Annotated in this window: 17 protein-coding genes; 15 read left to right on the top strand and 2 right to left on the bottom strand. The window is 56.4% G+C overall.

Features of this window, described 5'->3' with window-relative positions; genetic code table 11:
• Positions 1-44: 44 nt before the first annotated feature.
• The 3 genes from nirB (at position 45) to KVT34_RS07525 (ending at position 3,777) form a co-directional block, all read left to right on the top strand.
• On the top strand, positions 45-2,480 hold the full coding sequence (gene nirB / locus KVT34_RS07535) for a nitrite reductase large subunit NirB (protein ID WP_217557963.1): 2,436 nt from the start codon (positions 45-47) through the stop codon (positions 2,478-2,480).
• Between the two features lie 55 nt (positions 2,481-2,535).
• Positions 2,536-2,871 carry a nitrite reductase small subunit NirD gene (gene nirD, locus KVT34_RS07530; RefSeq protein WP_217557962.1) on the top strand — a complete coding sequence of 112 codons (336 nt, stop codon included), beginning with the start codon at positions 2,536-2,538 and terminating at the stop codon, positions 2,869-2,871.
• A gap of 111 nt (positions 2,872-2,982) precedes the next feature.
• Positions 2,983-3,777 (top strand): formate/nitrite transporter family protein, encoded by a 795-nt coding sequence (locus tag KVT34_RS07525; RefSeq protein ID WP_217557961.1) that lies wholly within the window; start codon positions 2,983-2,985, stop codon positions 3,775-3,777.
• Positions 3,778-4,142: 365 nt separating this feature from the next.
• Here KVT34_RS07525 and KVT34_RS07520 read toward each other — a convergent pair whose 3' ends face one another.
• Positions 4,143-4,868, bottom strand: coding sequence for a Crp/Fnr family transcriptional regulator (locus KVT34_RS07520; RefSeq protein WP_217557959.1), 726 nt, complete (start codon positions 4,866-4,868; stop codon positions 4,143-4,145).
• A gap of 211 nt (positions 4,869-5,079) precedes the next feature.
• On the bottom strand, positions 5,080-5,607 hold the full coding sequence (locus KVT34_RS07515; protein WP_217557958.1) for a hemerythrin domain-containing protein: 528 nt from the start codon (positions 5,605-5,607) through the stop codon (positions 5,080-5,082).
• A gap of 165 nt (positions 5,608-5,772) precedes the next feature.
• On the opposite strand from KVT34_RS07515, the gene adhE reads away from it, so the two are divergent.
• The 12 genes from adhE to KVT34_RS07455 all read left to right on the top strand — a co-directional run bounded on the left by adhE (position 5,773) and on the right by KVT34_RS07455 (position 19,714).
• A complete protein-coding gene (gene adhE / locus KVT34_RS07510; protein ID WP_217557957.1) occupies positions 5,773-8,382 on the top strand; it encodes a bifunctional acetaldehyde-CoA/alcohol dehydrogenase in 2,610 nt (869 codons plus the stop codon).
• A gap of 197 nt (positions 8,383-8,579) precedes the next feature.
• Positions 8,580-10,850 carry a formate C-acetyltransferase gene (gene pflB / locus KVT34_RS07505; protein ID WP_217558528.1) on the top strand — a complete coding sequence of 757 codons (2,271 nt, stop codon included), beginning with the start codon at positions 8,580-8,582 and terminating at the stop codon, positions 10,848-10,850.
• A 39-nt stretch (positions 10,851-10,889) separates the two neighbouring features.
• Complete coding sequence (gene pflA / locus KVT34_RS07500) at positions 10,890-11,648, top strand: pyruvate formate-lyase-activating protein (protein WP_217557956.1); 759 nt, start codon at positions 10,890-10,892, stop codon at positions 11,646-11,648.
• A gap of 327 nt (positions 11,649-11,975) precedes the next feature.
• Positions 11,976-12,920 (top strand): polysaccharide deacetylase family protein, encoded by a 945-nt coding sequence (locus KVT34_RS07495; RefSeq protein WP_254634641.1) that lies wholly within the window; start codon positions 11,976-11,978, stop codon positions 12,918-12,920.
• Between the two features lie 175 nt (positions 12,921-13,095).
• On the top strand, positions 13,096-14,505 hold the full coding sequence (locus tag KVT34_RS07490; RefSeq protein WP_217557954.1) for a hypothetical protein: 1,410 nt from the start codon (positions 13,096-13,098) through the stop codon (positions 14,503-14,505).
• A gap of 20 nt (positions 14,506-14,525) precedes the next feature.
• Positions 14,526-15,242: a response regulator transcription factor gene (locus KVT34_RS07485; RefSeq protein ID WP_009675036.1), complete on the top strand. Its 717-nt coding sequence runs from the start codon at positions 14,526-14,528 to the stop codon at positions 15,240-15,242.
• Positions 15,223-16,629 (top strand): HAMP domain-containing sensor histidine kinase, encoded by a 1,407-nt coding sequence (locus KVT34_RS07480; RefSeq protein ID WP_217557953.1) that lies wholly within the window; start codon positions 15,223-15,225, stop codon positions 16,627-16,629. The genes KVT34_RS07485 and KVT34_RS07480 overlap by 20 nt, the downstream gene beginning before the upstream one ends.
• Before the next feature lie 281 nt (positions 16,630-16,910).
• A complete protein-coding gene (gene rsgA, locus KVT34_RS07475) occupies positions 16,911-17,987 on the top strand; it encodes a ribosome small subunit-dependent GTPase A (protein WP_217557951.1) in 1,077 nt (358 codons plus the stop codon).
• A gap of 132 nt (positions 17,988-18,119) precedes the next feature.
• On the top strand, positions 18,120-18,440 hold the full coding sequence (locus KVT34_RS07470; protein ID WP_217557950.1) for a hypothetical protein: 321 nt from the start codon (positions 18,120-18,122) through the stop codon (positions 18,438-18,440).
• A gap of 173 nt (positions 18,441-18,613) precedes the next feature.
• Entirely contained in the window at positions 18,614-18,961 is a 348-nt protein-coding gene (locus tag KVT34_RS07465) for a histidine triad nucleotide-binding protein (protein ID WP_009675046.1), read from the top strand.
• A 122-nt stretch (positions 18,962-19,083) separates the two neighbouring features.
• Entirely contained in the window at positions 19,084-19,257 is a 174-nt protein-coding gene (rpsU, locus tag KVT34_RS07460; protein WP_024094532.1) for a 30S ribosomal protein S21, read from the top strand.
• Between the two features lie 16 nt (positions 19,258-19,273).
• Positions 19,274-19,714, top strand: coding sequence for a GatB/YqeY domain-containing protein (locus KVT34_RS07455; protein WP_217557949.1), 441 nt, complete (start codon positions 19,274-19,276; stop codon positions 19,712-19,714).
• Positions 19,715-19,878: the final 164 nt, after the last annotated feature.

The following is a 19,878-nucleotide window of genomic DNA, read 5'->3' as shown; positions in this document are numbered from 1 at the left end:
AGTGGAACTTTTCAAAGAGCGACCAAGGTAGGGGGCGTTAGGTAATGAATCGCAGAAAATTGGTGCTTATCGGAAACGGAATGGCTGGAGTGGGTGTGATCGAGCAGATTTTAAAAATCAACACCGGCTTGTTTGATATAACGATTGTGGGGAGCGAGCCTCACCCGAATTACAACCGGATTCAGCTCTCTTATGTGCTTGAGGGCAGCAAAACGACGGATGAAATCGTCCTGAACGATTGGAACTGGTACCGGGAAAACGGCATTGAGCTTCTGACGGGGACGACAGCGACTGCGCTGGATACGACGGCCAAAACGGTTACGACCGACCGCGGGGATGTTCTTCCTTATGACGTGCTGATTTTGGCGACGGGCTCGAAGCCGTTCATTTTGCCGGTTCCGGGTGCGGATAAAGAGGGAGTCGTCGGTTTCCGCGACATTGCGGATTGCGAAGCGATGACGGAAGCGGCCCGGACTTATCGAAAAGCGGCCGTCATCGGCGGCGGTCTTCTCGGACTCGAAGCGGCCAAGGGCCTTTCGAAGCTGGGCATGGAAGTGACGGTCGTTCATCTGATGGACGATCTGATGGAACGCCAGCTGGACCCGGCTGCTTCGGGGATGCTGCGGGCGGAGCTGGAACGCCAGGGACTGCGTTTCGCGATGGGGAAACAGACGAAGGAGCTCACCGGCGGCGTGCGCGTCGAAGGGCTGTCGTTTACGGACGGAACCGTGCTGGAAACGGACTTTGTCGTCATGGCGGCGGGAATTAAGCCGAACAGCGCTCTGGGCGCGGCCGGAGGCCTGGAGGTCAACCGCGGAATCGTCGTGGACGATTTCATGCGGACCTCGGCGCCGGACGTGTATGCCGTCGGCGAATGCTGCGAGCACCGCGGCGTGTGTTACGGGCTTGTCGCCCCGCTTTTTGAACAGGGCAGCGTGCTCGCCAAGCATTTGTGCGGGACGCAGACGGCTCCTTACGAGGGAACGGTGCTGGCCACCAAGCTGAAAATATCGGGGGTGGACGTATTCTCGGCCGGCGAGTTTCTGGATCAACCGGATCTTACGATCGTCAAAATGCAGGATGACTGGAGAGGCGTTTATAAAAAAGTGCTCGTCCGCGGCAGCCGGATCGTAGGCGGCGTGCTGTTCGGCGATGTCAGCCAGGCGACCCAGCTTCAGCAGTGGATACGAAGCGGCCGCGAAATGACCGAAGATGTGCACGCCGCCCTGATGGGAACTACCGCAGGAGAGGAAAGCGGCGGCGGGGCGGAGCTTCTGGCCGACGATGATATCGTATGCGGCTGCAACGGGGTGACGAAAGGAACCATCGTGGAGGCAGTCCGCGAACAGGGTCTTAAGACAGTCGACGAAGTGAAAGCCTGCACCGGAGCTTGCCGCTCGTGCGGAGGCTGCAAGCCGCTTGTCGAGCAGATTCTGGCCGGCGTGCTGGGAGACGGCTACGAAGCGGGCGCAGCGGCCCATGGCATCTGCGGCTGCACGCAGCTCGGCCGGGATGAAATTGTCGCCGCCATGCGTGAGCGGAAGCTGACGACGACCCGGGAGACCATGGCCGCTCTCCAATGGAGCAACCCCGAGGGCTGCTCGAAGTGCCGGCCTGCGCTCAACTACTACTTGACGATGCTGTGGCCGGAAACCTACGTGGACGAGAAAGAATCGAGATTCGTCAACGAGCGTCTGCATGCGAACATCAACAAGGACGGCACGTATACGGTCGTACCGCGGATGTACGGCGGCTTAAGCTCGGCGGAAGAGCTGAAACGGATCGGCGATGTCGCCGTGAAATATAACGTCCGTGCCGTCAAAATGACCGGCGGGCAGCGGATCGACCTGATGGGCGTCCGCAAGGAAGATCTGCCGAAAGTCTGGGAAGAGCTTGGTATGCCATCGGGCTACGCGTACGCAAAAGCGCTCCGGACGGTCAAAACGTGCGTAGGCTCGACCTTCTGCCGGTTCGGCACCCAGGATTCGATGGGGATGGGTCAACTGCTGGAGAAGAAATTCGAACGGATCGACATGCCCGCCAAGTTTAAAATGGCCGTGAACGGCTGTCCGCGCAACTGTGCCGAATCGTGCACCAAGGATATCGGAATCGTCGGCAATGACGGCGGCTGGGAGATTTACATCGGCGGTAATGGGGGAATCAAACCGCGGCTTGCCGATCTTGCGGTAAAGGTGAAGACGGATGAGGAACTTCTGGAGATTACTTCGTCGCTGATCCAGTTTTACCGGGAAACCGCGAATTACTTGGAAAGAACATCGGATTGGGTTGAGCGGCTGGGATTGGCTTATATCCAAAACCAAGCGATCACGGATGAAGCGAACCGGCGGGAGCTTGTAAACCGCATGGAGATCGCCCTGACCCGCGCCCACGATCCTTGGCAAAAAGTGATCGGCGACCGCCAGCTCCGTCAGGAACTGTATGAAGGCGTCAATGTGCCGGTAGGGCCGCCGGCGGAATAAAGCGGATCTGACATACAGGGGCTGCCGAGCAGCCCCCCAAAAGGAGGAGAAATCGATGAACCAACAGCTTCAGGAAAAACCGGAAACCTACGTTTGCATCGGCAGACAGGGTGATTTTCCGGCCCGGCTGGGAAAGACCGTTTTCGTGGGAGAAGAAGAAATCGCCGTGTTTCATTTGACGGACGGCCGTCTCTTCGCACTCCAGAACCGGAGTCCTCACCGCAAAGGGGGGCCTCTCTGCGAAGGGATGGTATCGGGGGACCTGCTTTACGATCCTCTGTATGACTGGAAAATCAACCTGCTGGACGGTAAAGTGCAGGCGCCGGATACGGGACAGGTGAAAACTTATCCGGTGAAACTCGACGGGGGGCATGTCTGGATCGGGCTGTAATGCCCCTTCAGGCCGTAGTTCCGCCCTGCCGGCTTGTACGTACAAGAGGCTTGCACGGAACATCCTTCGTCCGGATTAACACGCTTTCAACCCGCGAGGAGATGACGCATAATGTTTACTGAAACCGTGGAAAAAATGGCCGCCGCGGCCGCGCAGAAAAAGAACTTTCTCTCCGAAAGTCTTCTTCGCTACCTGACGGCGGCCGGTCTGGCTGGCGCTTACGTGGGACTCGGTATCGTCCTTATCTTTTCCGTAGGGGCCCCGCTATTTGCCGCAAAGTCGCCGGTTACGACAACGGTTATGGGCCTGTCGTTCGGAGTCGCGCTCACACTGGTGATTTTTGCAGGATCGGAGCTTTTTACGGGGAATAACATGTATTTCACTATCGGGACGCTTTCGCGCAAAGTCACGTGGAAGGATACGCTCGTCAACTGGTTCTGGTGCTACCTGGGAAACCTGACGGGGGCCATGGTCCTCGTTCTGCTCGTCGTCGGTGCCGGGGTGTTTGCCAATATTAAGCCGGATCACTTGTTAATGACCATCGCCGCCAAAAAAATGAACATGGACACCACGCAGTTGTTTTTCCGGGGCATTCTTTGTAACTGGTTCGTCTGCCTGGCGATCTGGACTTCGATGAGAGCCAAGGAGGACACGGCGAAGCTGATCCTCATCTTCTGGATGCTGTACGGGTTTATCGCATCGGGATATGAGCACAGCGTGGCGAATATGACCGTGCTCGGGCTGGCCCTGATTCTCCCGCATCCCGAAACGGTTACCCTGGCCGGCTGGTTCCACAACATGATCCCGGTAACGCTGGGAAACATTGTCGGCGGGGCCGTGTTTGTCGGGCTGCTGTATTACTTCATTTCGCCTGCGAAACGGGCGGACGGAAAGCTGAAAGCTTAGGGCGCAGGCATAACAGCCCTGCAAGCGCAGAAAACTCCCTGATTCCAATCGGGGAGTTTTTTTTTTGCGGCCCGCCGCCGCGTGACAGGGGGCGTTCATCCCGCTTAGGGGATGGCCTTTCGCCGCCATGCGCCCGCGCTTGCGATTGCGCCTTGCCGTGTCGGACCACGCCTCCGGGCTCTCCGTCCCCATGCTTCCGCTATCCGCCCGCACCATGTCATGCCGGACCACGCCTCCGGGATTCCCACGCCCAGGCTACCCCGTGCCGGCAGAGTTTGGCCCCGCTCGCGGGGGCGCCCGGATAGTTCAGCGCCGCACGACACGGGGAGCCGCCTCGTCCGGCCCAAATAAAAAAAGTGTGCCGGTTACATCCGGCACACTTCTATGGGGCAGTTTTCGCAGTGGCAAATGCCCCTTAAATAATTCAGGTCGCGAATGACGATATAGCCGTTGTCCATTTCAATGGCCTGGGCTTTGCGCAGGTCGCTGAACATGCGGTTCACGCTTTCGCGGGTGGAGCCGATCATATCCGACAGCTCCGAGTGGGTGAGCTTCTTCGTAATGCGGATCGTCCCGTCTTCTTCGGGCCGGCCGTACGTGTTCGACAAGCGGATGATAGTGGAGCACAGGGCTCCGGGTTTTCCGTACAGCATCATATCGCGGTATTTCGTCTGCGTCATCCGGTGGCTGAGCCCCATCCAGCGCATAAATTCCAGAGCGAATTCGCCGCTCTGCCAGATCAGCATTTCCACGTCTTTCTTGTGCGCCACGCCGATCAGGGTTTCTTCCAGCACTTCCGCGCTGTACCAATGCTTCGTGTCGTCATAGGGATCGATCATGCCGATCAGATCGCCCTGCTGGTATAAGTAAAGCACGAGATCCTTGCCTTCGTCCGTAGACTTCGTAGCGCGTACCCGGCCGTTTTTTATAAAATAAAGCTTGTCAGCCGTATCGCCTTCCCAAAACAAGTAGGCGCCGGGTTGGAGCTTCTGCTCATGCATAATATCCGTCAGCTTCTGCAAATTTTCCGTCTTAAAGGCAGCCGTGTTGCGGGGATTCGTATAGTAAACGGGATTTGTGCCGGTGTTCATGATGGCTTCCCTCCTCTTTGACTTCTACTTCCAGTATACCGGATATGACGTAGATCATATATGACAAAAATCACATTTTCCATACAATGTTGTTACCACGCCTGTCCGTATACAACGCAAACCTTCCGTTTTCAGGAAAAAGGACGCAAAAAACCGGAGTTCCGTCTGCATTCGGCGGCTCCGGTTTCTTTTGTTCGGGAAAAGCGGCTTTCTACGAATAAAACTGTTCGATATCGGTCAGCATCTGCTCGGCTAGAGGGAATACCCATTCTTTTTCTTTCCGCATATGCTCAAGAAGAATGAAGCACGACTGGAGCACGTGGGATACCGAACGTTTGGCGCAAAGGGGATCGAGAGTATGACTGTCTTCTTTGAATGCCTGAAAGAACAGGCGCAGATTGTGGACGGCCATGTTGTATTCCTGCTTCATCACGGCGGTAGGGCCCATTTTGTCGCCCGTGTACAAATCAACGATCGGGAAAAGCGTTTCCTGCTCATCCTGCTGATACTGCTGGAAAAACTTCAGGAACCGTTCGGCGCGCACCTTCAGCTGGTTTAAATCGGTTTTGAGCGAATCCCGGCTTCCGGCCGTTCCGATTCCGCGTGCGAGCATTTGCAGCTCCAGCAGATCGGCCTCAAGAAATTCATGCTGCTGCTTCAAATAATATAGGGCGTCGGACAACTGGCTGCCTGGGTCCATTGCGGCATACGGCAGACGTTCCACGGTTATTGTGCTCATCGTCATTTCCTCCTGTCGGGTCCTGCGGATGATGGTAAAGCGCGCGCGTGTTTCTTGTCTTCACCATAAGGCTAAGCCGCTCTTTTTGTCTGTGAGAAATGTCATAGTGAAAAAATTCACAAACTCCTATAATGAAGGTGTAGAAAGAACAGAGGAGGCGGAGAGATGGCTGTACAGGAAAATGAGACCGTAAAACCCGCAGCTGCGGCGGCCAAAGAACAGGTAGACCGGCTGGTGCAGAACGCGAAGAAAGCGCAGGCCGCTTTTGAAGGCTTGGACCAGTCCCAGGTCGACCGCATCGTACAGGAAATGGCGCTGGCCGGCGTAGACCGGCATATGTACCTCGCCAAGCTTGCGGTGGAAGAAACGGGGCGCGGCGTATATGAAGACAAGATCATCAAGAACTTGTTCGCGACCGAGTATATCCATAATTCCGTGAAGTACGACAAAACGGTCGGCGTGATCGACGACGATCCGACGACCGGCCTTACGTCCATCGCCGAACCGGTCGGAATTATCGCCGGCGTCACCCCGGTAACGAATCCGACCTCGACGACGATGTTTAAGGCGTTGATCGCGATGAAGACGCGGAACCCGATTATTTTCGCCTTCCATCCGTCCGCGCAGAAATGCAGCTCCGAAGCGGCCCGCGTTCTATACGAAGCGGCGGTGAGCCACGGGGCGCCGAAAGATTGCATCCAGTGGGTGGAGAAGCCTTCCATGGAAGCGACGCACGAGCTTATGCACCACGAGGGAGTGGCCCTGATTCTGGCTACCGGCGGCTCGGGCATGGTCAAATCCGCCTACAGCGCCGGTAAACCCGCTCTCGGCGTCGGCCCGGGCAACGTGCCGTGCTTCATCGAGAGAACCGCGGACCTGCGCCAGGCAGTCACGGATCTGATTCTCTCGAAGACGTTTGACAACGGCATGATCTGCGCATCCGAGCAGGCCGTTATCCTGGACGAAGCGATCGCGGCGGAGGCCAAGGCGATGCTGAAGGCGCAGGGCTGCCATTTCCTGAGCGCCAAGGAAACGAAGAAGCTGTCCCAGTTCGGCATGAACGCCGGATGCGCCGTGAACGCGGCGATTGTGGGCCAGCCGGCGGCACGCATCGCCGAAATGGCGGGGTTCGAGGTTCCCGCCGGGACGAAGATCCTGATCGCCGAGCTGGACGGCGTCGGTCCGGCCTACCCGCTGTCCGCCGAGAAGCTGAGCCCCGTGCTCGCCTGCTACACGGCCGCCAGCGCTCAAGCGGGCATCGCCCGGGCCGCGGAGATCGCGGCATTCGGCGGACTCGGCCACACTTCGGTCATCCATTCGAACGACGAAAGAGTGATCGCCGCTTTCGCCAAGGAGCTGCCGACCTGCCGCATTATCGTAAACGCGCCTTCGACCCATGGGGCGATCGGGGATATCTACAACGCGAATATCCCCTCGCTGACGCTAGGCTGCGGCTCGTACGGCCGCAATTCCACTTCTTCGAACGTGACGGCGGTCAACCTGATCAACGTCAAAAAAGTCGCACACCGGACGGTGAATATGCAGTGGTTTAAAGTACCCGAGAAAATTTATTTCGAGAGAAACGCCACCCAGTACCTGGCGAAAATGCCGGACATCACCCGTGTTTTGATCGTGACCGACCCGATGATGGTGAAGCTCGGCTACGTGGAACGCGTGGAACATTATTTGCGCCAGCGCCGGATGCCGGTAGCCATCGAAGTTTTCAGCGATGTGGAACCGGACCCTTCGGTCGACACCGTGGATCGCGGTACGGACATGATGAACGCCTTCCAGCCGGACTGCATCGTGGCGCTAGGCGGAGGGTCGCCGATGGATGCGGCCAAAGCGATGTGGCTGTTCTACGAGTATCCCGACGTCACGTTCCATTCGCTGAAGCAGAAGTTCATGGACATCCGCAAGCGGACGTTCAAATATCCGAAGCTCGGCCAGAAAGCGAAGTTCGTTGCCATTCCGACGACTTCGGGAACCGGTTCGGAAGTGACATCGTTCGCCGTCATCACGGATAAAAAGAACGGCCACACGAAATATCCGCTCGCCGATTACGAGCTTACGCCGGATGTGGCCATCGTCGATCCCGAGTTCGTTTACTCGCTTCCGAAAACAGCCGTGGCCGATACCGGCATGGATGTGCTCACACACGCGATCGAAGCTTACGTCTCCGTCATGGCGAACGACTATACGGACGGGCTCTGCCTGCAGGCTATCAAGCTCGTGTTCCGCAACCTGGAGCAGTCCCATGCGACGGCCGACAAGCTGGCCAGGGAGAAAATGCACAATGCGTCCACGATCGCCGGCATGGCCTTTGCGAACGCCTTCCTGGGCATCAACCACAGCCTGGCTCACAAGTGGGGCGGGCAGTACGGAACGGCGCACGGACGGACCAACGCCATCCTGATGCCGTACGTCATCCGGTATAACGCGACCAAGCCGTCGAAATACGCGTCGTTCCCGAAATACTCGCACTACTGCGCCGACGAGCGTTACGCCGAAATCGCCCGGTTCCTGGGGCTTCCCGCCGCCACCACGGAGGAAGGCGTCAAGAGCCTCATCGACGCCATCCGCGAGCTGAATCAGAAGCTGGGCATCCCCGCTTCGTTCAAAGAACTCGGATTCGACGCCGACGATTTCGAAAGCCGTGTGGAGTACCTGGCGGATAAAGCTTTCGAAGACCAATGCACGACCGCGAATCCGAAAATGCCGCTCGTCAGCGAGCTGGCCGAAGTGTACCGGGACGCTTTCTACGGCAGAATCTGAGCAAGCGGACCGGAACTTACCTGCTGCCCGAATAAGCGTGAAGCAGCGTTAAGGCAGCCGGTGCGGTGAAACGGGCACAAGGACGCAAAGACAGTGACAATGACGGCGCGTGCAGGATCGTTTGCGCCGCAAGCGAAATCAGCTTTGCCGGGCGGCCGCTCCGCGGCCCGTCCGTTCATTCCAAGGAGGGAACAAAAATGGCTATCGAAGAGCGCGAGATGCGCATGAAGTCTGCTGAAGAGGGAGTATACCGCGGGTTCCGTAAAGGAAAGTGGCAGCACGGGATCGACGTCCGTGACTTTATCGAGCTTAACCTGACGCCTTATGAGGGAGACGAGGCTTTTCTTGCCCCTCCGACGGAAGATACGAAGGCGTTGTGGGAAGTCGTCAAGGACCTGACCCGGCGCGAAAGAGAGCATGGAGGCGTGCTCGATGTGGACGTGAACACCGTGTCCACGATCGTTTCCCACGCACCGGGCTATCTCGACAAAGACAAGGAACGCGTAGTCGGGCTCCAGACGGATGAGCCGTTCAAACGCTCCGTGCAGCCGTTCGGCGGCATCCGGATGATGGAGGACGCCTGCGAAGCATACGGCTTCAAGCTGCCGCAGGACATGGTCCGGTTGTTCACCGATATCCGCAAGACGCATAACCAGGGCGTGTTCGACGCCTACACCAGCGACATGCGGGCCGCCAGAAAAGCCGGCATCATCACGGGCTTGCCGGACGCTTACGGGCGCGGACGGATCATCGGGGATTATCGGCGGGTAGCGCTGTACGGCATCGACGCCCTCGTGGCCGACAAGAAGAAGGATCTCCTTCTTCTCGAAGTGGATGCGATCACGGAGGATGTCATCCGTGCCCGCGAGGAGCTGTCCGAGCAGATCCGGGCGCTCGGCGAGCTGAAGAAGATGGCCGCCGACCACGGTTTTGACATCACGAGGCCGGCCTCCGATGCCCGCGAAGCGTTCCAGTGGCTGTACTTCGCCTACCTGGCGGCGATCAAGGAACAGAACGGCGCGGCGATGAGTCTGGGACGGGTGTCCTCTTTCCTCGATATTTATATCGAAAGAGACCTCCGCGAAGGAACCTTGACCGAAACGCAGGCGCAGGAGCTGGTCGACCATTTCGTCATGAAGCTGCGGATTGTCAAATTCCTGCGTACGCCGGATTATAACGAGCTGTTCAGCGGCGACCCCACCTGGGTGACCGAGTCCATCGGCGGCATGTCCCTGTCGGGCCGGACCCGCGTGACGAAGAACTCCATGCGGTTCCTTCATACGCTGTATAACCTGGGTCCCGCTCCCGAGCCCAACCTGACGGTACTCTGGTCCGAACAGCTTCCGGAGGCGTTCAAGAAGTACTGCGCCAAAGTCTCGATCGAAACGAGTTCCATCCAGTACGAGAACGACGACCTGATGCGTCCTTTCTACGGCGACGATTACGGAATCGCCTGCTGCGTATCCGCCATGAGGATCGGCAAGCAGATGCAGTTCTTCGGAGCGCGGGCCAATCTGGCCAAAGCTCTCCTGTATGCCATTAACGGGGGCGTGGACGAAAAACTCGGGGTCCAGATCGGACCCGAAAGCGTGCCGATTACGTCCGATGTGCTCGATTACGACGAGGTTATGCATAAATTCAAGGGTGTCATGGAATGGCTGGCGAAGCTGTATATGAACACGCTGAACGTGATTCACTATATGCACGACAAATACTGTTACGAGCGGATCGAAATGGCGCTGCACGACCGGGAAATCGTCCGTACGATGGCCTGCGGCATCGCAGGATTGTCCGTAGTCGCCGACTCGCTGAGCGCGATCAAATACGCCCAAGTGCGCCCGGTCCGCAACGAGAAAGGAATCGCCGTCGATTTCGAAATCGAAGGGGATTACCCGATGTACGGCAACAACGACGACCGCGTCGATTCCATCGCCGTTTCTCTCGTCGAAGCGTTCATGGGTATGATCCGCAAGCACAAACCTTACCGGGATGCGGTTCCGACCCAGTCGGTCCTGACCATTACGTCCAACGTCGTTTACGGCAAAAAAACCGGCTCCACGCCAGACGGGCGCAAAGCGGGCGAACCGTTTGCGCCAGGGGCGAACCCGATGCACGGACGCGACCGCAAAGGCGCGCTGGCCTCGCTCGGCTCCGTCGCCAAACTGCCTTACGAGCACAGTCTGGACGGCATCTCGAACACGTTCTCGATCGTGCCCAAAGCGCTCGGCAAAGAGCCGGAGACGCGTAAGGATAATCTCGTCCATATGCTGGACGGATACTTCGAAAGCGGAGCGCACCATCTCAACGTGAACGTATTCGACCGGCAGCAGCTTCTGGACGCGATGGAGCATCCCGAGCAGTATCCGCAGCTCACCATCCGGGTTTCGGGCTATGCGGTCAACTTTATCAAACTCACCCGCGAGCAGCAGCTCGACGTTATTAACCGGACGTTCCACGGCGCCATGTAAAAGGGACCGGGGCACGCCGAAGCAAAGGACGTGTTAGTCATGAAAGGCAGAATCCATTCCATCGAAACGTTCGGCACGGTAGACGGCCCCGGTATCCGGTTTGTTCTCTTCATGCAGGGATGCGCCCTGCAGTGCGGCTACTGCCACAACCCCGATACGTGGGACACCTGCGGAGGACGTACGGTGACCGTCGATGAAATCCTCAGCGAAATGGAGCCTTATCTTCCATACTACCGGAAGTCAGGCGGGGGAATCACCGTAACGGGAGGAGAGCCGACGCTGCAGGCGGCGTTTGTCGCGGAGCTTTTCAAAGCGTGCAAGGAACGCTTCGGCGTGAACACGGCGCTTGACTCTTCGGGCTTTTGCGAAGTGGGCCACGAGCATGTCCGCGAGCTTTTTGAAGAAACGGACCTCGTTCTGCTTGATCTGAAAATGATGGACCGCGACAAGCATATCGCGCTGACGAGCCAGCCCAACGACAAGATCCTGCGCACGGCGCGCTGGCTTTCCGATCACGGCAGGCCGATGTGGATCCGGCGGGTGCTCGTTCCCGGAATGACGGATACGGAAGACGAACTGGAGCGGTTCGGTTCATTTCTGGCCGGTCTGGCGACCGTGGAAAAATTCGAGCTTCTTCCTTATCACGAGATGGGGGCTTACAAGTGGGATCTCCTCAAAAGAGACTATCCGCTTAAAGACGCCCGCACGCCGACGGAAGAAGAAGTGGCGAGAGCGTATGAGCTTATCGAGCGTGCGCGAAGCCAAAACGTTTCGCAGCCGACCTGCCAGTCTCTCTAAAAATTGGTCTTTACAGGAAATAAAACTTCCACTATATTTAAGCTTTCGGCCCCTGTGCCGGAAGCTTTTTTCGTCATGCTTGTACATTTTTTTACAAATGGAACGGCAGCGTAACGGCTTCTTTGTTTAAATGTAATGGTTTCGTAACTACTTGTGTCGAAAGATGGAGTACACTTAGGATAAGGTAATACGTTGAAGGGAACGGACCCGGGGAAGTCAGGAGAGGACGCCTTGCCGCGTCTGTCGTTCCTATGTGTTGGAAATCATAGACAGGCTGGTAGGTTCATAGACATCAGCCGACGAAACAAATGGGAGATGGAAGGAATCATGAAAAAAAGAAAAGTATTCAGACTGCGCTATGTCCTTATGATAGCGCTGGGGTTGTTTATTGCATACAATGTCAGCCATGCATTGTTGACCAAAGAAACGGCTACCGGCCCCTCCAGTGGAGAGACGGCGGCTACGCCAAGTCCGACTCCGGTCCCGACCGCGAATGAACCGGAGAAGAAGCCGGAGAAGAGTGCGCATCCCGATCCTACACCGACGCCCGATCCGACTCGGAAGCCGGACCCTACGCCCGATCCTACGGCCACGCCCGATCCTACGCCGACGCCGCAGACAACGAAAGCCCCGCAGGGCGGCGGGACGGCAAACACGGCTTCGCCGATTTATTCGGTTTCGACCAAAAATAAACTCGTTGCGCTTACGTTCGACGACGGTCCGGACCTGCACTGGACGCCGCAGGTTTTGGAAGTGCTTAGCAAGTACAATGCGAAAGCGACGTTCTTCCTGGTCGGTCGCCAGGTCGATAAATATCCCGATATGGTGAAGCGGATCGTGGACGAGGGCCACGCGGTCGGCAACCATACCTGGAGTCACGCGCAGCTGCCTAAGCTGACCCCCGAGCAGGCCCGCGAACAGATGACGAGCACGGACGAGGCGCTGAAGAAGGCGCTCGGCAAGGGAACCTATCTGTTCCGTGCCCCGTACGGCGCCGTCAACGATAACGTCAAAGCGGTAGCGGCCCAGCAGGGGCAGCTGATCATCGGCTGGTCGATCGACACGAAAGACTGGGCCGGTAATACGCCGGATCAGATTATGAACAATGTGAAACAGCATATTCATCCCGGCAGCATCATTCTGCAGCACAGCTTCGGCGGCAAAGGCGGGGACCTCAGCAATACCGTGGAGGCCACCCGCAGAATTTGCGAATATCTGCAGGCGCAGGGTTACCAGTTTGTTACAGTGCCGGAATTGTTGGCTGCGAAATAATGGAGTGTCCCGGTACCGGCTTAGCGAAAGGCTGCCGAACCGGCGGAAGCGAGCCGTCCATGCCGTATTTGCCGGCATCGGACGGTTTTTTCGTTCGCGTCCATGCAGAATTTTCAGGTCCTGCTTCCGGGGCGACTTTGCTATAATGGAACCAGCACTAGAAAAGGGGAATGTCATGAAGAGAAGAATCAAATGGATACCGCGACCCGCAGCGGCCCTGCTGACGGCCGGGCTCTCCATGCTGCTGCTCAGTGGCTGCCAGCTCATATCTTCTTCTCCAGCCGCTTTGCTGAAGGCTCCGGCTATGAGCTCGAGCCTGTATCAGCTCAAAGAGGCGGTGACCCACTATCTGCCTCCGGGCGCGGTGCTCAACACGCCGCTCAAGCTGCCCGACAACTCGGCGGCCGGCCCGATTTACCAGGTGGACCTTAACGGGGACAACCAGAAGGAAGCCGTCGCCTTTTACAGGTTGCAGAAGAACGAGTTTGAACTGGGGGCCCTCATTCTCGAACAAGTCAACGAAGAATGGCGGAAGGTCACCGATATCCATGAGCTGGGCAGAGAAATCGACCGCGTCGACTTCGTGGACGTTACGGGAGACGGGGCTCCGGAAATGCTCGTGGGCTGGAGTGCCGGAGAGGCGGTTAACCTCAACAAGGAATTGTTCGTTTATTCCATGAAAGGTTCGGTGGTAAGCCAGATGGAGAAAATTCCGTACACCGAGATCGCGATCGGCGATCTGACCGGCGACGGAGTGCCTGAGGTGGCCGCCCTGCTTCTCGACCGCGACAAGCTGGACGCTTCCGCTTCTCTATACTCGTTTAAGAACGGGGAGAAGAAGCTGATGCAGAAGCTGCCTATGGACGGCGGCGTCAACGGCTACTACCAGGTCGTGATCGGCAAAGCGACAGACTCGCAGAACGGAATTTTCGTGGACGCAGGGCTTGGCGCCAATACGTCCTATACGTCTCTCCTGGTCTGGAACAACGGCAAACTGAAAGACGTTTTCAGCGTCAAGGACGAACAGGGGAACGTTCAAACCTTCAAGGAATACAAAGGAAGGTCCCAGGACGTCAACGGAGACGGTATTATGGAGATCGAGCTGCTTAAGATCCCTCCTTTTATCGAAAACAGCAATCCGACCGATATGCCCTGGATCCACCAGTGGTATCAATGGGACGGCGCGAACGGGCTCAAATGGGTGCACGAAAATTACTACGACAACAATGTCACGTACCGGTTTGATTTTCCCGAATCGTGGAGAGGCAAAATTACGCTGGAACGGTCCAAAAGCGATCGTGCCGACGGGTACACGACTTTTTATTATTTAAGCGCGAACCGCAAGGAAAAAGCCGAGCTGCTGACCATCCGGTATTATCCGACGGAGCAGTGGGAGAACATGAAGAACGAGCTGCAGAAGAAGGAAATCGACTTCGTGGAGCTTGATACGTCTTACGGGCGCAAAACCGTAGCGTTTTTGCCGGAGAAGCCGACGAACCTGTCCGTCAAATCCTTGCAGGAATATAACCAGATGAAACTCGGATTGAAAGATATACAGGAGCGGCTGAAGCCGGTCTATTATTAAAGAAGGGGAGGGAGACCGGAATGAGAGTACTGATTTTGGAAGATGAAGAATCGATCCGCGGATTTATCCGGATCAATCTTAAACGCAACGATATTGATGTTACGGAGGCGGCGACGGGCGAGGAAGCCCTCCAGCTTGTAAAGGATGAAGGCCCTTTTCACATCGCCATTCTGGACGTTATGCTCCCGACTCAATTATCGGGATTCGACGTATGCGCGCAGCTGCGGAAAATGTACCCGAAAATGGGCATCATCATGCTGACCGCGAAATCGCAGGATACGGACAAAGCCGAAGGTCTGGAGATCGGAGCGGACGATTACGTCACGAAGCCGTTCAGCCCGGTGGAGCTCATCGCGAGAATCAAGGCTCTGTACCGAAGGCTGGAAATTCCTGAGCAGGAGTCGGCCAAACAAAGCCTGAGCTCCGGCATCTTTACGCTGCAATTGAAGGAACGGAAACTGTTTAAGGGACGGACCGAAATCGATATCACGCCGACCGAGTTCGCCATTCTGAAGCTGTTCATGGAACAGCCCGACCAGGGAATTTCCCGGGATGAAATTTTGGATGCCGTATGGGGCAAGCATTTTGTCGGCGATTTGAAAATCGTGGACGTCAACATCCGCCGTATCCGCCAAAAAATCGAGGTAGATCCGTCGCACCCTGCACATATCGAAACCGTTTGGGGTTATGGGTACCTCTGGAAGAAGGAATCCGCCCTTGAGCAGCATAAGGAGTAAAGTTGTCTGGAATTTTCTGCTGATCATCGTATTTATTGTGCTGCTTCTCGGAGGCTTGTTTCTGGGGACCATCTATCAATATTATTACGGAAGCGCCCTTCAGGCCTTAAGTGAACGCGCCAAATTCACAGTCGACTACAACAACCGCTACAATTCGCTTTCTCCTCTTCAGGAGAGGGCCCGCAACATTTTAAAAGAGCTTGCGAAGGACGAAATCAGCCGGGTCGAGGTCGTGGACCTTGAGGGGAATCTGATCCGGGATTCGTACGGGTTTACCTCCAAACGGAAAATCGATACGTCGGACGTCCAGTCCGCTCTGCTCGGAGAGCCCGGCAAGTGGATCGGGTTGAACACCGACACCAAAGAGAGGATCATGGCGCTTTCCTATCCCCTCAAGAACGGGGATCGCGTCGTCGGCGTCCTGCGCTACACGACTTCGATCGAGCAGGTAGACCGGATGGTTATGAGGACAGCCTGGATCATCATCGGCATCGGCGTGGCCGTCATTCTCGTATCGCTGGCGGTCAGTCTGCTTCTCGCCAACCGGATCGTGAGACCTATCCGCGAAGTCACGGATGTCGCCCAGAGCATGGCCCAGGGGGACTTCCACAACAAGGCCGTCAAACGGCATGACGACGAGGTCGGACATCTGGCGGATACGCTCAATTACATGGCGGATGAAATTCTCCGCAACGACCGATTGAAGAACGAATTTATTTCCTCCATCTCCCACGAATTGCGGACGCCGTTGACATCGATTAAAGGCTGGAGCGAGACGCTGGTTTCGGGTGACCTGAACGAGAAGGAAGAAACGCTTACGGGTCTTTCCGTCATTTCCAAAGAAACGGACCGTCTGATCGGGCTGGTCGAAGATCTCCTCGATTTCTCCAAGCTCCAGTCCGGCAATATGAAAATGCACCGCGAACCGGTGGACGTCAACCGCCTCGTGAAGGACATTTACCAGCAGTTTGCGGGGAACTGCCAGCGGCGTAGAATGGAGCTGCAAATTTCCCTTGCGGAGAACAGCCTCTACGTTTTCGGAGATCAGAACCGGCTCAAACAGGTGTTGATCAACTTGCTTGACAATGCGATGAAATTCACGCAGGAAAACGGGGTGATCCGCATCATGACCCGCGTGGAAGGCAGTCTCGTGCAGCTGATCGTGGAAGATGAGGGCGAAGGGATTTCTCCGGAAGCGGTGAAGTATGTGACAGAGAAGTTTTACAAGGCCGACAACCGGCAGCCGGGCAGCGGCCTAGGTCTGTCGATTTGCCAGGAAATCGCCCAACTGCACGGAGGTACGCTGCAGGTCACGAGCGAGCTCGGCCAGGGAACGACCGTAACCGTCGAGCTGCCGCGTATGCCGGAAGAGGAGAAGGTCCTGTAAACGGAATACCGCACGGCCTGCCATGAATGTTGGGCGTTCAGTCCGACGGGAAATCGCTTCAGCCGGCGGCTTTTGACAGCCTATTTGCAGCTTGCCTTTTCCCGTCACGTGGTGAGGCGTTACATAACGCTCAACTGAGAGACCCGATGGAAATTTCGTCGGGTCTTTTTTGCGTTTGCGGCTGAGATGTAAAAAACAGCTATGAATGATTGTTTCCCGGTTAATTCGGTCCTTTTCCTGCTAGACTGGGAATCAGATAGGATGAAAGGTGTGTTCACGGATTGAATTTAACTGAATTAGGCTGGAACGAAGAGCTCCGGCAAGCTTTGACGGGTATGTCGGCGGAAGGTCTCACGGCAGGCCGCGTCGCGCTTGAACATAAGAGAATGTACAGGGTCAAAACCGAATCCGGCGAAGTGCTCGCCGAGGTGTCGGGCAGTATGCGCTATCAGGCACGCAGCCGGGGAGATTATCCCGCAGTCGGTGACTGGGTGGCTGTAAGCGTGCGCGAAGAAGAGGGCCGCGCCACTATTCACGGGGTCCTGCCGAGAAAAAGCATGTTCGTCCGCAAAGTGGCGGGCAACGTGACCGAAGAGCAGATTGTCGCCGCGAACGTCGATGTCATCTTCCTCGTTAACGCGCTCAATGCGGATTATAATCTCCGCCGGCTGGAGCGCTACCTCGTCATGGCATGGGAGAGCGGCGCCTCTCCCGTCATCATCCTCAGCAAGGCGGACCTGTGCGCCTCGCCCGAGGAAGTGGCCCTCCGGGTCGCCGAGACGGAGGCCATAGCGCCGGGCGTGCCGGTCCATGCCGTCAGCTCGCTCCTCGGCGAAGGGGTGGAGGGCCTCCGCGCCGCTTACCTCGGCATCGGCCGGACGGCCGCAGTCGCCGGGTCCTCCGGAGCGGGGAAGTCCACGCTCATCAACGCGCTGCTGGGCCGCGAGGCGATGGACACCGGCGCGATTCGGGAGGACGACGCCCGGGGCCGCCATACGACGACCCACCGCGAGCTTCTTCTGCTCCCCGGCGGGGGCGTGCTGATCGATACGCCCGGCATGCGAGAGCTTCAGCTGTGGGAGGCGGACAGCGGGCTCAGCCAATCGTTCGACGATGTCGAGACGCTGGCGGCCTCCTGCCGCTTCCCGGACTGCCGCCACAGCAGCGAACCGGGCTGCGCCGTGAGAGGCGCCATAGAAGACGGGACGCTGGACCGGGCGCGCTATGACAGCTACGTCAAGCTCCAGAAGGAGCTGGCCTTCCTGGCCCGCAAGGAAAGCAAATCCCTCCAAACTGCGGAGAAGGACAAGTGGAAGAAAATCCACAAGGAGATGAGGCGCAAGCCTTCCAATCCATAAAAGCGGCGGAGCCGTGTTTCGGGCGCGAGTGCGGACCCGGCTCCGCAGATTCGCCTCCCCTTCAACATAAAAGCGCGAAACAGTGGCCTTTTGCCCAGCCGTGCATACGTTGAAGACAGGAGGTGTTCGTTGATGCAGAAACACGAAGCGAAGTCCTTGTGTCAGCAGCATAAATACCGGTATGTTCTCATCCAGCTGACCGACGGTACGGTGCATGACGGAATTATAGAAAACTTCGACGATGATTATGTATACCTGGCCATTCCCGTGGGCGGCAGAGCGGGCGGTGAAAACGAGACACGGGCGTTCGGCTGGGGATACCCGTATTACGGCTACCCTTACTACGGCTATTTCCCGTATGGCGGGTACCCTTATTATCCGCGGCGCCGCTTTTACCCGGGGATCTTCCCTCTGGTGGCTCTTACGGCCCTTTCGCTGCTTCCGTATTATTGATGCAAACCCCATAACCGCTTGGGAGGGACAGACGCCTTCCGGCGGTTTACTTTTTTCCGGAACGGCGCTAACTTTTTATTTTCTTTTTGACCCGTTATTCAGTATGATAAATAATATACATACCAACCTATGCACACGAGCATGTACGATTCGATAAAGGAGGAGACGAAACAGTGGATTGCTTATTCTGCAAAATCAGAGACGGACAAATTCCTTCCAAGCAGGTATACGAGGACGAGCAGGTTCTGGCTTTTCACGATATCCAGCCGGCCGCTCCGGTTCATATCCTGATCATTCCGAAGAAGCATATCGCCTCGATGAAAGACGCGGGAGAAGAAGACTGGGCGCTGATCGGTTCGGTTCATAAGGCCGCACAGCAAATCGCCCGGGATTTCGGCATCGAAGAGAGCGGCTACCGGCTCATCAACAATTGCGGTCCCGACAGCGGACAAGTGGTTTTCCACATCCATTACCACCTGCTCGGCGGCACGAATTTGGGTCCTCTAGTAGCCCAAAGATAATTCATAGAATTTATTGTCATAGGAGTAAAGCTTTTAGGTTGACACCTAGAAACGTTTTCCCCTATAATGAAGTTTGATGAACCGCTTTGATTGGACGGTCTGTTCGGAGGGAGGGAAAACTGGTGTCAGAAACTCGAGTTCGCAAGAATGAAACCATAGATGCTGCACTTCGCCGCTTTAAGCGTTCCATTGCTAAGGATGGCGTATTGGCGGAGATTAAAAAGCGCAAGCACTACGAGAAGCCGAGCGTTAAGCGCAAAAAGAAATCTGAGGCTGCTCGTAAGAGAAAGTTCTAGGAGGCAACCCAAGTTCATGAGCTTAAGCGAACGTTTGAACGATGATATGAAGCAAGCGATGAAGAGTCAAGACAAGTTTACACTCTCCGTAATCCGTATGGTAAAAGCATCTATCAAGAATATCGAGATAGACCAGCGACGAACCTTAGATGACAATGAAGTGCTTGATGTTCTGAATCGCGAAGTCAAACAACGCAAAGATTCCCTCCAAGAATTTAAAAACGCCGGCCGGGACGATTTGGCCGACAGCCTGCACGCTGAGATCGACATTCTAATGAAGTACCTGCCGCAGCAGTTAACAGAGGAAGAAGTAAGCGCAATTGTAAAGCAGACCATCCAAGAAGTTGGCGCTTCCTCCAAAGCGGATATGGGAAAAGTAATGGCGGCGCTCATGCCGAAAGTTAAAGGTCGGGCTGATGGGAAATTAGTTAACCAACTGGTGCAACAAAACCTGTAATAAACCGACGGGGTCGGAAGCAGTGATGCTTCCGGCCTTTTTTCATAGTCGGAAACAATAAAACGATGGAGGCTGCTGCGCAAACAAGCTAAGCGATTGCCCCGGTTTGTCAGCGGAATCTGCCGCCAACTTATGAACGTTTAGTGAAACGTTTTTCATTCCGT

This window comes from Paenibacillus sp. GbtcB18, from assembly GCF_019091125.1.
Classification (GTDB): domain Bacteria; phylum Bacillota; class Bacilli; order Paenibacillales; family NBRC-103111; genus Paenibacillus_F; species Paenibacillus_F chitinolyticus.
The sequence above is the reverse complement of the archived record's forward strand: the minus strand, read 5'-3'. Positions and strand labels throughout refer to the sequence as shown.